Below are 15,031 nucleotides of genomic sequence, written 5' to 3' on the forward strand. Positions count from 1 at the left end.
AAATGCACATTCTCACAATGCGGATAACATTCCATAATGTGAAAAGATAATGCAAAAATTTTAATATTGTTTATGATTTGGTACATGATTCTGCCGTTTTTGATTTGCATTTTAGGGAAAAATTGCTATAATAATTTATAGATGTTCTGATAAACGCGGAACACATAAGTTTAATAAATATTTACATATTTATACACTTTACAGGAGGAAATCAACTATGGCAAGAAAAATGAAAACCATGGATGGTAACCATGCAGCCGCTCATGCTTCCTATGCATTTACGGATGTAGCAGCCATCTACCCGATTACCCCTTCTTCTCCGATGGCGGAAGCTACCGATGAATGGGCAACTGATGGAAGAACAAACATGTTCGGACAGCCGGTACAGATCACCGAGATGCAGTCCGAGGCAGGTGCTGCCGGCGCCGTACATGGCTCCCTTGCAGCAGGTGCATTAACAACAACTTATACAGCTTCTCAGGGTCTTCTTCTTATGATCCCGGATCTCTATAAGATCGCTGGTGAGCAGCTCCCGGGCGTATTCAACGTATCCGCTCGTTGTGTAGCAACTCACGCTTTAAATATCTTCGGTGACCACTCCGACGTTTACGCCTGTCGTCAGACCGGATGCGCAATGCTCTGCGAATCCAGCGTACAGGAGGTTATGGACTTAACACCGGTTGCACACCTTGCAGCATTAAAGGGTAAAGTTCCGTTCATCAACTTCTTTGATGGTTTCCGTACTTCCCACGAGATCCAGAAGATCGAGACATGGGATTACGAGGATTTAAAAGAAATGGCTGATATGGACGCCATTGATGCATTCCGTAAGAACGCTCTGAACCCGAACCATCCGGTACAGAGAGGTTCCGCTCAGAACCCGGATATCTTCTTCCAGGCAAGAGAGGCATGTAACCCATACTACGATGCTCTTCCGGCAATCGTACAGGAGTACATGGACAAAGTAAACGCTAAGATCGGTACAGATTACAAACTGTTCAACTACTACGGAGCTGCTGATGCTGAGCACGTTATCATCGCTATGGGTTCCGTAAACGATACAATCGAAGAGACGATCGACTACCTTGCAAAACAGGGCAAGAAGGTCGGCGTTGTTAAGGTTCGTCTGTACAGACCGTTCTGCACAGAGGCTCTTATCAACACAATCCCGGATACCGTTAAGCAGATCTCCGTACTCGACAGAACAAAAGAGCCGGGTTCCATCGGCGAGCCGTTATACCTTGATGTTGTTGCAGCATTAAAGGGCTCCAAGTTCGATAAGGTTCCGGTATTCACAGGCCGTTACGGTCTCGGTTCCAAGGATACAACACCGGCACAGATCGTTGCTGTATACGAGAACACAGAGAAGCAGAGATTCACGATCGGTATCAACGATGATGTGACACACCTTTCCTTAAAGTTAGGTGCTCCGCTCGTTACAACTCCGGAAGGAACAACAAACTGTAAGTTCTGGGGTCTTGGTGCTGATGGTACTGTAGGTGCCAACAAGAACTCCATCAAGATCATCGGTGACAACACAGACATGTACGCTCAGGCTTACTTCGATTATGACTCCAAGAAATCCGGCGGTGTTACAATGTCCCACTTACGTTTCGGACATACTCCGATCAAGTCCACATACCTGATCCACAAAGCAAACTTCGTTGCATGCCACAACCCGGCATACATCCGCAAGTACAACATGGTTCAGGAGCTTGTTGACGGCGGTACATTCCTCCTCAACTGCCCGTGGGATGCTGAGGGTCTTGAGAAACACTTACCGGGACAGGTTAAGAAGTTCATCGCTGACCACAACATCAAATTCTACACCATCGACGGTGTTAAACTTGGTATCGAGACAGGCATGGGCCCGACCCGTATCAACACGATCCTTCAGTCCGCATTCTTCGAGCTGACAAAGATCATCCCGGCTGACAAAGCAAACGAGCTTATGAAAGCAGCTGCAAAGGCTACTTACGGTCGTAAGGGTGAAGACGTTGTTATGAAGAACTGGGCAGCGATCGATGCAGGCGCTAAGGGACTTGTAGAAGTTCAGGTTCCGGAGAGCTGGAAGAACTGCGCAGACGAAGGTCTTGACATGGTTCACGCTACAGAGGGCCGCGAGGATGTTATCAACTTCGTAAACAACATCCAGGCTGCTGTAAACGCTCAGGAAGGTAACAACCTCCCGGTATCCGCATTCAAAGAGTATGTTGACGGTACAACTCCGTCCGGTTCTGCTGCATACGAGAAACGTGGTATCGCAGTAAACGTACCGGTTTGGAATCCGGACAACTGTATCCAGTGTAACTTCTGTTCTTATGTCTGCCCGCACGCAGTAATCCGTCCGGTAGCTATGACAGAGGCTGAGGCTGCTAACGCACCGGCTGGTACAAAGACAATCCCGATGACAGGTATGCCGGAGTACAAGTTCGCTATGACGATCTCCGCACTTGACTGTACCGGTTGTGGTTCCTGTGCTAACGTCTGCCCGGGCAAGAAGGGTGAGAAGGCTCTTACCATGGTTCCGCTTGAAGGCAACGCAGCAGAGCAGGAAGTATTCAACTACGGTCAGAAACTTGACATCAAGCAGGATGTAATCGATAAATTCAAAGAGACAACTGTAAAGGGCAGCCAGTTCAAACAGCCGCTCCTTGAGTTCTCCGGCGCATGTGCTGGTTGTGGTGAGCCGCCGTACGCAAAACTGATCACACAGTTATTCGGTGACAGAATGTACATCGCAAACGCAACAGGATGTACTTCTATCTGGGGTAACTCTTCACCGTCCACACCTTACACAGCAAACAAGGCAGGCAAAGGACCGGCTTGGTCTAACTCCCTGTTCGAGGATAACGCTGAGTTTGGTTATGGTATGTTACTCGCTCAGCAGGCAATCCGCGATGGCTTAAAGGCTAAAGTTGAGGAAGTTGCTGCAAACGAGAACGCAACAGCAGAAGTAAAAGCTGCATGCCAGGAGTGGTTAGATACATTCAGTGTCGGTGCTACAAACGGTGCTGCAACTGACAAACTCGTAGCTGCTCTTGAGAACGTTGACTGCCCGACATGCAAGGACATCGTCAAGAACAAAGATTTCCTGGCTAAGAAGTCCCAGTGGATCTTCGGTGGTGACGGATGGGCTTACGATATCGGATTCAACGGCGTTGACCACGTACTTGCAAGCGGCAAGGATATCAACATCATGGTATTCAACACTGAGGTTTACTCCAACACAGGCGGACAGTCCTCCAAGGCTACTCCGACAGGTGCTGTTGCTCAGTTCGCTGCAGGCGGTAAAGAAGTTAAGCAGAAAGACCTTGCTGCAATCGCTATGAGCTACGGCTATGTATACGTTGCACAGATCTCCATGGGCGCTGATATGAACCAGACCATCAAGGCAATCGCTGAGGCTGAGGCATATCCGGGACCGTCCCTGATCATTGCTTACGCTCCGTGTATCAACCACGGTATCAAGAAAGGTATGGCAAAGGCTCAGACAGAGGAGAAACTTGCTGTTCAGTCCGGTTACTGGAACCTCTTCAGATTCAACCCGGCAGCTGAGGGCAAGAAGTTCAGCCTTGACTGCAAGCCGGCTACCGTTGATTATCAGGAGTTCATCAAGGGTGAGGTTCGTTACACATCCCTCGCACTGAAGAACCCGGCAAGAGCTGAGAAGCTGTTTGCTAAGGCTGAGCAGAATGCGAAAGATAAGTACGCTTACCTTGAGAAGTTAGTAAAGCTTTACGATGACAACGAGCAGTAATCTGCAAAATTGAATCAGATCGTATTGAGATCCCGGGAACAGCTTCGGCTGTTTCCCGGGATCTTTTTGCAGTGCGCTGCATTTGCAGCGGCTTCCGCTTCATCGTAAATAAATCGTAAGAAAAAAGACCTGTGATATTCCTTGATTTCACAGGTCTTTTTCTCTATACTAACTGTATTAAGAGTGTTGATACACTTAGAAAGAATAAACGGACAGAAATATTTTCTGCCCCAGGGCCCGGAAATCAGGAGTGTATCACGCAGAGACTCGGGAAAGGAGGAGGCTTATGATCCTGTTAGACTACAAAGACCGGCGGCCGATCTATGAACAGGTGGTCGCGAAACTCGAGGAGCTGATGCTGCTCGGCGTGATGAAAGAGAATGAACCGCTGCCGTCCGTGCGCAGCTTTGCGATGGAACTTTCGATCAATCCGAATACGATCCAGCGCGCGTATGTGGAGCTGGAACGGCAGGGATACATCTATACAGTGAAGGGAAAGGGAAGTTTTGTGGCAGACAATCAGGCAATGAAAGAGAACAAGAAGAAAGAGGTTCTCCTGAAGGTGAGCGATATGATCGATGAGGCGATCCGTGTCGGGATCCCGGGAGAGGAGATCAAAAACATGGTGGAGATCCAGTATGAGGCGGCAAGAAAGAACGGAGGTGGAGACGAATGATCGAGACAAGCGGACTGACTAAACGATTTGATGACATCACAGCGGTGGACCATATCGATGCGAAGATCAAAGAGGGCAGCGTGTTCGGGCTGATCGGGACGAATGGCGCCGGAAAGAGCACATTTCTCAGGATGGTCAGCGGGATCTTAAAACCGGACGAGGGAACCGTTCTGATCGACGGGGAGAACGTCTATGAGAATCCGAAGGTAAAGTCGAAGTTTTTCTATATCTCCGACGACCAGTATTTTTTTGCGAACGGAACCCCGGTGGAACTCATGAAGTTCTACAAGACGATCTATCCGGCGTTTGATGAGCCGAGATTTTTCCATCTCCTGGAGTCCTTCGACCTTGGAAAGAAGAGAAAGATCTCCACGTTCTCAAAAGGGATGAAAAAGCAGCTCTCGATCATCTACGGGATCTGCGCGGGAACGGACTATATTTTCTGTGACGAGACCTTCGACGGTCTAGATCCGGTGATGCGCCAGGCGGTAAAGAGCCTGTTCGCGAACGATATGGCGGAGCGGAACCTGACACCGATCATCGCCTCCCACAACCTGAGGGAGCTGGAAGATATCTGTGACCATGTCGGACTTCTCCACAAGGGCGGGATCCTGCTCTCAAAGGATCTCGATGACATGAAGCTGAATATCCATAAGATCCAGTGCGTCTTAAAACCGGGAGTGAAGGTGGAGGACCTTACCAGTCTCGATATCTTGAAGACAGAGTACCGGGGCAGCCTGGCGACGATCACGGTGCGCGGGACGAGAGAGAATGTGGAGCAGCAGATGGCGGCGTGTGAACCGCTGTTCTTTGAACTGATCCCGCTCTCACTGGAAGAGATCTTTATCAGTGAAACGGAGGTGGCAGGATATGACATCAAAAAGCTTATTTTTTAAACTTATGAAAGAGGACATGAAACGAAGACTCTGGGCGGTCGCTTTTTCCCTGCTCACATTCTTCTTTGCAATGCCGATGGCGGCGGCCATGGGGATCGCGAGCATCGGAAAAGAGTATGAAAACTGGCTCGTGAACGGGACCGGATATGCGGAGATCGGGGCAGATGCCCTGAAACACACGAAGATCCTGCGCCTCGTCGGAGAAGTTCTTGGATTTGAGAATGCGTTCCTGTGCGTTTTAGTGGCGGCAGCGGCTATGATCCTAGGGTTGACCGGATTTCTGTATCTGCATTCCAAAAAGCAGGTTGATTTTTATAACTGTCTCCCGGTCAAAAGAGAGCAGCTGTTTGCTGTGAAGTTTCTGGACGGCTTCCTGATCCTCTTTGCGGCATATTTGATCAACATGATCACTGCATTTGCAATCTTCTGCGGAAACGGGATCCAGGGAGGCAGCATCGTGAAGATGATGCTCTCTGCGTTCGCCACTCATATGGTAGGATTTTTACTGATCTATGCTGTGATGGTGATCGCGGTCCTGCTCACGGGAAACCTGTTCATCTCGATCCTCGGTGCAGGTGTTCTGTACGGCTATGCTCCGGCCATTTCCCTTTTACTCAGTGTCCTGAAGGAATTTTTCTTTGTGACGACCGGAAGAAACAGCGATATGGGATGGATTGCGGAGTACGGATCCCCGATCGGATATTATGCAAAACTGATGGAAGCGGGACTCCGGATCTTCCATTCAGATCAGTTTTTTGATGATATCGATTATGGATATTCCAGGATCCAGATGAGTATCGGAAGCACGGGAACGGGCAGGGGACTCTATAAGCTCTGTGTGATCGGCCTCCTTGCTGCGGTGCTCCTCACCGTCCTGGCGCTAATCCTCTATAAGCTCCGCCCGTCAGAGTCTGCCGGAAAAGCGATGGCCTTCAAAAAGACGCAGGCCCCGATCAAAGTCCTGCTCCTTGTGCCGGTCACAACGGCAGCGACGATCCTGCTGTGGAGTATTTACTACAGCCTGTCCTGGGCAGCTATCGGCTTTATCCTGGGACTTGTCCTCATGAGCTGCATGATCGAGATCATCTATCATTTCGATTTCTCGAAGCTCTTTTCGAATCCTGCCCAGACAGCAGCAGGGGGAGTCCTTGCCCTTCTGCTGATCGGGATCTTCTGGACGGATGCGATCGGTTATGATTCGTATCTTCCGAACGAGAAGAACTTTAACTATGCATCGATCAATGCCCATCTCGACGATCTCGATTACGGGCTTCCGTACCGGAACGGAACCTCCTACGGATGGAAGTATCTGGATTACGGAAATTATGCGGATGAGAATATGAAACTTACCGATTACGCGAAAGTCCTCACCTTCGCGGAGCACGGCGTGGAAGAGGCGAAGCTGCAGAGGGAGGCGAAGATCAAAGGAAATTCGACTTCCATCTATGATGACAGCGAGAGAATGATCTATGCACAGGTCGGCTTCCATATGAAAAACGGCAAAACCGTTTACCGCTCCTACACGATCCCGCGCTCGGTACTCGGAAGCAGTCTCGATGAACTCTACGCATCGAGAGAGTACAAAGAGGGCATTTATCCGGTCATGTCCTACACACCGGAGAATATCACGGGGATCTACTGGATGACGGATGGAGACATCTCGGAGCTCAGGACGGACGATTCCATGAAGGCGGAGATCTTATCCGCCTACCAGGATGAGCTTGCAGGTCTGACGTTAAATGAGAGAGCGGTAAATGCACCGGTGGCTGCGCTGCGCTTCCTCACCACGGCTGAGCAGGAATACCTCACCGTGATCAGCAAACAGCGCGGAAATACTTCCTCTGGATTCCGCCTTGATGATATGAATAATGTAAACTTCTTCCCGGTCTATCCGTCCTTTACAAAGACGATCGCCCTTTTAAAACAGGCGGGTCTTGATGCAGAGCAGAGAATTTCCGTGGATGAAGTGGCTGCCGTAAAGATCCTGTATCCGGTGGACTATGAGACGGAGCAGACTGGGACAGATCCTCAGACAGGAGAGTCTGTCTTAGCGGCAGATATGGTGGCTGACGAGAGCGCGGTGCAGGCGGAAGTTTCTTCGGACGAAGGAATGGCGATCGCGACGAGAACGTACGATGACAATTACCGGGCGATCACGATCGTAAACGATGGATCGGAGGAAAACAGAAAGAAGATCGGAGAGGTCCTTTCGGCGAGTGCCTCGGATAACCTTCTCCAGAGAAACCGCCTCTGCACATATGAGATCGGGATCGAGATCTATGTGGAACTGAAACCGTCGGGAAATGAGGTTCTGACCGGAACTCCGGAAGAACGCCTGTACCGATTCGTTGGAACGACAATCCCGGAATTCCTGGATCAGACGTTAAATTACGATCAGATCGTGAATAAATCTGTAAACCAGGGGATCGGAGTCAGCGAAAGTGATTGATGGAATGGAACGTATCGTGTATAATCAGATCGTCTGAATGAAACAGGATTTACCACAGACCAGGCAGAGGCGCCGGATACACCGGCAACTGCCTGGTCTGTCGGGCGCATGAGACACCCGGACGTTCCCGGCAGATCGCTGCGCTGTGTGGAAATGGAGAATGGGATCATCCGGACAAAAGATTTATGGAGGTTTATCATGGAATTTTTTGGCAATATCATAAAGGGAGTCATGATCGGGATCGCAAACATCATTCCCGGCGTTTCCGGAGGAACGATGGCGGTTTCCCTTGGCATCTACGATCGGCTGATCGGTGCGGTTTCCGGTCTGTTTAAGGAGTTTAAGAAGAGCATCGCATTCCTGATCCCGATCATCATCGGCTGCGGGATCGGGATCGTGGGATTTACCTATGCGATCGAATATCTGCTCGACAAGCACACATTTGTGACATGTATGGCGTTCGTGGGTCTGATCCTCGGCGGACTTCCTGCGATCATTTCCTCCATGAAGTCAAAGATGACTTCCGGCGGGATCGGCGTGTTCGGGATCCTGGCGTTTGTGATCGCCTTCGTGATCTCCGGTGGAATGCCGCTCTTAAAGGAGAGCAAGGACGCTCTGACCGTGATCTCAGTGACTCCGGTGAATATGGTGATCTTATTTATTCTCGGAGTTGTGGCTTCTGCGACGATGGTGATCCCGGGAGTATCCGGATCCATGATGCTCATGATCTTCGGATATTATTACGCGATCATCAATACGATCAAGACATTCCTCGACAATCTCCGTGCGTTTGATCTCATGGGAATGAAGGACGGGATCCTGCTTCTGGCTCCGTTCGGGATCGGCGTGATCCTCGGGATTTTCCTGATCGCAAAGCTGATCACGTTCCTCTTTGAAAAATACGGGGTTCAGACATTCTGTGCAATCCTGGGACTTGTGATCTCATCCCCGATCGCGATTTTTATCAACACGGGTCTCGTATCGAAGCTTGGTTCCCTGTCCATCTGGGAGATCTTATTCGGGATCGTTCTCATGGGCGCGGGTGCGTTTGTGACGGTGTTTGTGGGAGAAAAATAATAAAAGAAAACCGGCGCTGCTGCTGGGATCCGTGGAAAGGGATTCCTGCAGACATCGCCGGTTTTCTTTCTGTCAGATGGTTTATTCGTGATCTTCGGTCACATTTGCCGTAGTCTCGGCGGATCCGTCTTCGAATTTCTCATCCGGAACCGCTTCGCAGGCGCAGGTATCATCGGATGTTTCGTTTTCGGCTGTCTCAGCTGTTTCAGCAGTATCGACAACGTCGACAGGAGCATCCTCCGGCATCACTTCCGCGATCTTAGCACCGCACTTGCTGCAGAAAGCGGCGGTCTTCTCGATCCTTGCACCGCATTCCGGACAGTGGATGAATCCTTCCAGGGTGGAGAGCTTGTCCTGGAGTTCGTCGATCGTCTTTAAGCTTTCACGGATCAGGGCAAACTCAGCAGAGTAAGCTTCCTCGTCGACTGCGTTTGCGGCTTCGAAGACTTTCTTGCCGATCTGGGCGTACTGGCGGTTCACCGCCTCTTTTTCTCTGGAGATCTGTGTTTTTAACTGAACGGTGTCGGAAACTTCCTTCGTTTTCTGAGCGACCTGTTTTCCGGCCTCCGTGAGACTGCGTTTCATATCTGTAAAAAATGCCATATGCAATAGACTCCTTTCTGAATATGGATCGTGAGCGGCTGTGTGAGAACAGACGCTGGATATTATCTTTATTTTAGTCTTTTTTGTGGGAGAAGTCAATCATTATGCTGGCAGCGTAACGACTTCCTAAAATGAAAATTTAAATTCCACTTCTCCAAAGGGCGGTGGAGTTTACTCTTGCACAGTTGATATTTACTCATGCATACTGATATGATACTTTAATCGTCCTTCTGACAGCAGTAGAAGGAGTTTGACTATGAGTAAATATATCCCAGGCAACCAGAAGCATCTCACCATAGAGGATCGTATCTATATCCAGAATGAACTGGATAAGGGTACATCCTTTAAAGATATTGCCCGCTTTCTCTGTAAGGACCCTACTACGATTTCAAAAGAAGTGAAGGCCAGAAGAGCCTCCGATTGGTTTCACAAAGGGACTTTTCTTAATGTGAAGAACTTCTGTACCAAGCGTTTCCGTTGTAAGAAAACGAATGCCTGCAATAAGATCCTTTTTTGCGGCGTTAAATGTGCTTCCTGTCCCACCTGTAACCAGACCTGTCCGGATTTTCAAAAAGAACGCTGCAGCAAACTTGATCGGGCTCCCTACGTCTGCAATGGATGCAGTAAAAAGATCAATCATTGTACGATTGCCCACAAATATACCTACAATGCCAGGTTCGCTGACCGGAAATACCGGGAGTGTCTCAAGGATTCCAGGTCCGGAATCGCTATGACCAGACAGGAACTCCACAAAAAGGATAAGATCATCACTCCTCTGATCGATCAGGGCCAGTCTCCTTACCAGATCGTTGCAAACCATCCGGAATTGAATCTTTCCGTCCGCAGCGTTTACAACTACCTTGATATGGGACTTCTGACTGCCAGAAACGTTGATCTGAAACGTAAAGTGAAGTTTAAACCCAGAAAAGTCCATAAATCACAGATATCTGACCGCCGTGTCTTTAATGGCAGAACTTACGCTGATTTTCAACAGTTGCACCTGGAATCTTTTGTAGAGATGGACACCGTCCACTCCGCTGTTGGTTCCTCTAAAACACTGCTTACCTTCTTTTTTACAAGGGAAAAGCTGTTTCTTGCGTTCCTCATGAACCGGAATACGGAAGGATCTGTACGACTCGTTTTGGACCATTTAGAAAAGCGTTTTGGTACCTTCGATTTCCTGACTCTGTTTGAATATATACTCACCGACAGAGGCGCTGAATTCGGTGATCCTGATTCTCTCGAAACCGGTGTTACTGGTATCCAGAGAACCAACATTTATTACTGTGATCCCATGAGAAGCGGACAGAAAGGCGGCATTGAACAGGCACACACCATGCTCCGCATGATACTGCCGAAACGAACTACCTTTGAATTCCTGACTCAATGGGATGTGAATTTAATCACCAGCCACATCAACTCAACACCGCGGGAGAGTTTGAATGGGCGTACACCGTATGATGTCGCCCTGGAGGCTTTTGGGGAAGACGTCTTAAAAGCATTTCAGCTTAGGCGTATTGACCCTGACAAAGTCATCTTAACACCTAAGCTGATCCGCTATAACCACTAACCCATGAAGAAATCTGCTGTCAGACTGGAAGTAAACTTTTCACATTTTTCAAATGTGGCTGGTGGAATTTAGTCGTGCACACCGACCTCCAGCAGCTTGTTTGCCATACAGAAAAACAGAAAATTTCGCCATAGATTACTTGTATTATAGCATAGATTCCGCTTTTCTTCTTAAAAATCACTAGATTATAAGCAACTTTTAAAAGAGCGGTGGAATTTACTTTTGCACTGGAATTTACTTTTTCAAGTCAGCAGCGTAACGACTTTGGTAGGTTGAAGCGGAAGAGAAAGTGTGCTATGATAATAGTCAGTTTACACATCGGACCACAGTCCGGGGGAAAGAGAGGAACTATTATGGGAGAGAAGAGAAAACCAGCAACGATCTGTATCCAGAGCGGCTGGAAGCCGAAGAACGGGGAGCCGAGAGTTCTCCCGATCTATCAGAGCACGACCTTTAAATATGAGACGAGCGAGCAGATGGGGCGTTTGTTCGATCTGGAAGAGGACGGATATTTCTATACAAGACTCGCAAACCCGACGAACGACGCAGTCGCAGAAAAGATCTGCGAGCTGGAAGGCGGTGTCGCTGCGATGCTGACTTCCTCTGGACAGGCTGCAAACTACTACGCAGCCTTCAATATCTGCAACGCAGGTGACCATATCATCAGCGCGGCAACGATCTACGGAGGAACCTCCAACCTGTTTACCGTTACGATGAAAAAACAGGGGATCGATGTGACGCTCGTTGATCCGGATGCACCGGAGGAGGAGATCGAGAAGGCGTTCCGCCCGAACACAAAGATGGTATTCGGCGAGACGATCGCAAACCCGGCGCTAGTCGTTCTCGATATCGAGAAGTTTGCCCGCCTTGCGCATAAACACGGCGTACCGCTGATCGTGGACAACACGTTCGCAACTCCGATTAACTGCCGCCCGTTCGAGTGGGGAGCAGATATCGTGACACACTCCACGACAAAATATATGGATGGCCATGCGATGACTGTCGGCGGCTGTATCGTTGACAGCGGAAACTTCGACTGGAATGCCCATGCGGACAAATTCCCGGGACTTACGACACCGGATGAGTCTTACCATGGAATCGTATATACAGAGCGTTTTGGAAAGAAAGCGTACATCACAAAGGCGACAGCCCAGCTGATGCGTGACCTCGGATCGATCCCGTCCCCGATGAATTCCTTCCTCTTAAATGTCGGACTGGAGACTTTACACCTCAGAATGCCGAGACACTGTGAGAATGCACAGAAGGTAGCAGAGTGGCTGCTCGCGAGAGAGGATGTTGCCTGGGTCAACTATCCGGGACTCAAAGACAACAAGTACCATGCGCTCGCGGAGAAATATATGCCGAACGGAAGCTGCGGCGTGATCTCCTTCGGCTTAAAGGGCGGAAGACAGGCAGCAGGCGAATTTATGGACAAACTGAAATTCGTTGCGATCGTTACCCATGTCGCTGACGCGAGAACGTGCATCCTTCATCCGGCGAGCCATACCCACCGCCAGCTGACCGATGAGCAGCTTGTGGAGGCCGGAGTCGATCCGTCCCTGATCCGCTTGAGCGTCGGGATTGAGGATGTGGATGACATTATCGAAGATTTAAGACAGGCACTGGAAGATTAAAAACAGTTTTGCAGATCAGCCGACTGATCGGAGACTGATATGGACGAGATAAGTTGAGGCATAATATATGATGGAAATGGATGAAATGAAGGGAAAGGGAAAACGCGGACTTTTGAGAGTCGTATTCGGACGAACTGCGTTCTTCCTCTTATTTATCGCGCTGCAGCTGGCAGTGCTGTACTGGGTCTATGTGTGGCTGGACAAGCGATACCAGGCATGGGGATATGGTTCCTTTGCTGTGATCAGCGCGATCCTCACGATCCATATCCTGAATGAAAAGCAGAATGCGAGCTTTAAGATGGCCTGGCTGGTCCCGGTCCTCCTGTTCCCGGTATTCGGAACCCTGTTTTATGTGTTTGTCCAGCTCCAGACAGAGACGAAGATCTTTGCGAGACGGATTGAACAGGTGAAAAAGAAGACGGATCATTACCTTGATCAGGACCTGGATGTCTGTAAGAGACTGGAACTCAGGAGCCGGAGCAATTCTAATCTCAGCCATTATATGAAGGAGAGCGGCGGCTATCCTACCTGGGACCGGACGAATTTCAAGTATTTCCCGCTGGGAGATGACTTCTATGAAGATGTTCTCCAGGAGCTTCAGAAGGCGAAGCGCTATATTTTTATCGAGTATTTTATTATCGCAAAGGGAGTTATGTGGGACTCCATCGTGAAGATCCTGGAGCAGAAGGTGAAGGAAGGTGTCGAGGTGCGGATCCTCTACGACGGAATGAACTCCTTCTCAAATCTGCCTCATGACTATCCGAAGGAGCTGGAGGCAAAGGGGATCCACTGCCGGATCTTTAATCCGATCCGCCCGGCGATCTCGACAAGCCAGAATAACCGCGATCACAGAAAGATCCTCGTGATCGACGGCCATACGGCATATACCGGAGGAGTGAATCTTGCGGATGAATATATCAACCGGAAAGTCCGCTTCGGACACTGGAAGGACAATGCGATCCGCTTAAAGGGCGATGCGGTGAATAATTTTACCGTGATGTTTCTCCAGATGTGGGACGTCTGTGTGAAAAAGCTGGACTCCGATTTCGATTACAGCAGATATCTGGACACCGGCGATTATTTCCACGCCCCGGAGCTCAACATGGACGGCTTTTCCATTCCGTTTTCCGACAGCCCGATCGACGGGGAGCCGGTCGGACACCAGCTCTACCTGGACATCATCTACCAGGCGAGAAAATATGTGTACATCATGACTCCGTATCTGGTTCTGGATGACGATATGATCACGGCGCTCACCTATGCGGCAAAGCGCGGTGTGGATACAGTGATCATCATGCCGCATATCCCGGACAAGAAATCGGCGTTCATGCTGGCACATTCCTACTATACGGAGCTGATCGAGGCCGGTGTAAAGGTATATGAGTATCTTCCGGGCTTTGTCCATTCCAAGACATTCGTCAGTGATGGGGAGAAGGCAGTCGTCGGATCTGTAAACATGGACTTCAGGAGCCAGTACCTGAATTTTGAATGCGGTGTTTATATCTATGAGAATCCGGTCGTGAAGGATATCCGGTATGATTTTGATGAGACATTAAAGAAATGTGTCCGGATGACGAAGGAGAGTGTGGATGCACTTCCGACACTCCATAAATTCTGCGGAAAGGCGATGCGGCTCATTGCACCGCTGATGTAAAAAGAATCAGACGAAAAAATGGAGCAGAGAAGATCTGCTCCATTTTGTTTTCACTTGTTGAAATCCTGTGACGCAAAAGACCCTGTTATTCGTTTCCGCTCTTATCACTGAGCGGATCTGCAGAGGCTGTATTGACGGATGCTTCCGCGCGTTCCCTGAGACTTACTGAGGCATTTTCTTTTTTGTAAGCGGAGATGGCCTCAGCGATCCGTTCTTTAATGTACTGATCCTTTTCCAGTTTTCGTTCCGCTTCGTCCGGATTGTCAAGGATCGGCACAAAGAGAAATCTGCGGACAGCAAAGAGGATCGCGACGGCAATACAGCCGATGAGCGCCTCTTTTATGGCAAGGTGATCGATGACCATCTGTCTTGCGACAGAGAAGAGAAGAACTTCGACGATAGAGTCGATATCATGGCGGCAGAACATCTTCAGAAGCTCGACACCGATGACGAGATCAAAACTTTTCTTCATAAAGTCTGAGAGATCAAAGCCGTTGTCAAGATACAGACTGTACAGGTTGTGCGGGACCGGTATGAACGCGATACAGATCGCGACGATCAGGATCAGGGCACAGGCGATCTCAAGATAAGAGGAGACTTTCATGAGAAAAAGCTGTGCCCGCTGGATCCGTGGGCTGGTGTAATGTTTCATGTGGGGTACCTCCTGGGTGAATTTATCTCAGTCTGATAAGATCCCGGCTGCGTCCGGCCG

Annotated in this window: 10 protein-coding genes; 8 read left to right on the top strand and 2 right to left on the bottom strand. The window is 49.3% G+C overall.

Annotation, left to right across the window (positions count from 1 at the left end):
• Window positions 1-217 precede the first annotated feature (217 nt).
• From nifJ to FN001_RS08120, 5 genes are all read left to right on the top strand, one after another.
• Complete coding sequence (gene nifJ, locus FN001_RS08100) at window positions 218-3,760, top strand: pyruvate:ferredoxin (flavodoxin) oxidoreductase (protein ID WP_142411491.1); 3,543 nt, start codon at window positions 218-220, stop codon at window positions 3,758-3,760.
• A gap of 286 nt (window positions 3,761-4,046) precedes the next feature.
• Window positions 4,047-4,436 carry a GntR family transcriptional regulator gene (locus tag FN001_RS08105; RefSeq protein ID WP_118320997.1) on the top strand — a complete coding sequence of 130 codons (390 nt, stop codon included), beginning with the start codon at window positions 4,047-4,049 and terminating at the stop codon, window positions 4,434-4,436.
• Window positions 4,433-5,332 (top strand): ABC transporter ATP-binding protein, encoded by a 900-nt coding sequence (locus FN001_RS08110; protein WP_118650316.1) that lies wholly within the window; start codon window positions 4,433-4,435, stop codon window positions 5,330-5,332. Before FN001_RS08105 ends, FN001_RS08110 begins: the two co-directional genes overlap by 4 nt.
• Window positions 5,307-7,781 carry a DUF6449 domain-containing protein gene (locus FN001_RS08115; protein ID WP_142411492.1) on the top strand — a complete coding sequence of 825 codons (2,475 nt, stop codon included), beginning with the start codon at window positions 5,307-5,309 and terminating at the stop codon, window positions 7,779-7,781. The genes FN001_RS08110 and FN001_RS08115 overlap by 26 nt, the downstream gene beginning before the upstream one ends.
• A 198-nt stretch (window positions 7,782-7,979) precedes the next feature.
• Complete coding sequence (locus FN001_RS08120) at window positions 7,980-8,858, top strand: DUF368 domain-containing protein (protein ID WP_142411493.1); 879 nt, start codon at window positions 7,980-7,982, stop codon at window positions 8,856-8,858.
• 81 nt (window positions 8,859-8,939) lie between these two features.
• Here FN001_RS08120 and FN001_RS08125 read toward each other — a convergent pair whose 3' ends face one another.
• Complete coding sequence (locus tag FN001_RS08125) at window positions 8,940-9,461, bottom strand: zinc ribbon domain-containing protein (RefSeq protein WP_142411494.1); 522 nt, start codon at window positions 9,459-9,461, stop codon at window positions 8,940-8,942.
• Window positions 9,462-9,717: 256 nt separating this feature from the next.
• Here FN001_RS08125 and FN001_RS08130 point away from each other — a divergent pair, with 256 nt between their 5' ends.
• The 3 genes from FN001_RS08130 (at window position 9,718) to cls (ending at window position 14,319) form a co-directional block, all read left to right on the top strand.
• The gene (locus FN001_RS08130; RefSeq protein ID WP_142411495.1) at window positions 9,718-11,031 is read left to right on the top strand and encodes an IS30 family transposase; all 1,314 of its coding nucleotides are present in this window, start codon (window positions 9,718-9,720) and stop codon (window positions 11,029-11,031) included.
• 353 nt (window positions 11,032-11,384) lie between these two features.
• Window positions 11,385-12,665 carry an O-acetylhomoserine aminocarboxypropyltransferase/cysteine synthase family protein gene (locus tag FN001_RS08135; RefSeq protein ID WP_118298090.1) on the top strand — a complete coding sequence of 427 codons (1,281 nt, stop codon included), beginning with the start codon at window positions 11,385-11,387 and terminating at the stop codon, window positions 12,663-12,665.
• A gap of 67 nt (window positions 12,666-12,732) precedes the next feature.
• Window positions 12,733-14,319: a cardiolipin synthase gene (gene cls, locus FN001_RS08140; RefSeq protein ID WP_142411496.1), complete on the top strand. Its 1,587-nt coding sequence runs from the start codon at window positions 12,733-12,735 to the stop codon at window positions 14,317-14,319.
• Window positions 14,320-14,404: 85 nt separating this feature from the next.
• Here cls and FN001_RS08145 read toward each other — a convergent pair whose 3' ends face one another.
• The gene (locus FN001_RS08145; protein ID WP_142411497.1) at window positions 14,405-14,971 is read right to left on the bottom strand and encodes a hypothetical protein; all 567 of its coding nucleotides are present in this window, start codon (window positions 14,969-14,971) and stop codon (window positions 14,405-14,407) included.
• Between the last annotated feature and the right edge of the window lie 60 nt (window positions 14,972-15,031).

Origin of the sequence: Clostridium sp. Marseille-P7770, assembly GCF_902143525.1 — a bacterium.
Classification (GTDB): Bacteria; Bacillota; Clostridia; order Lachnospirales; family Lachnospiraceae; genus Pilosibacter.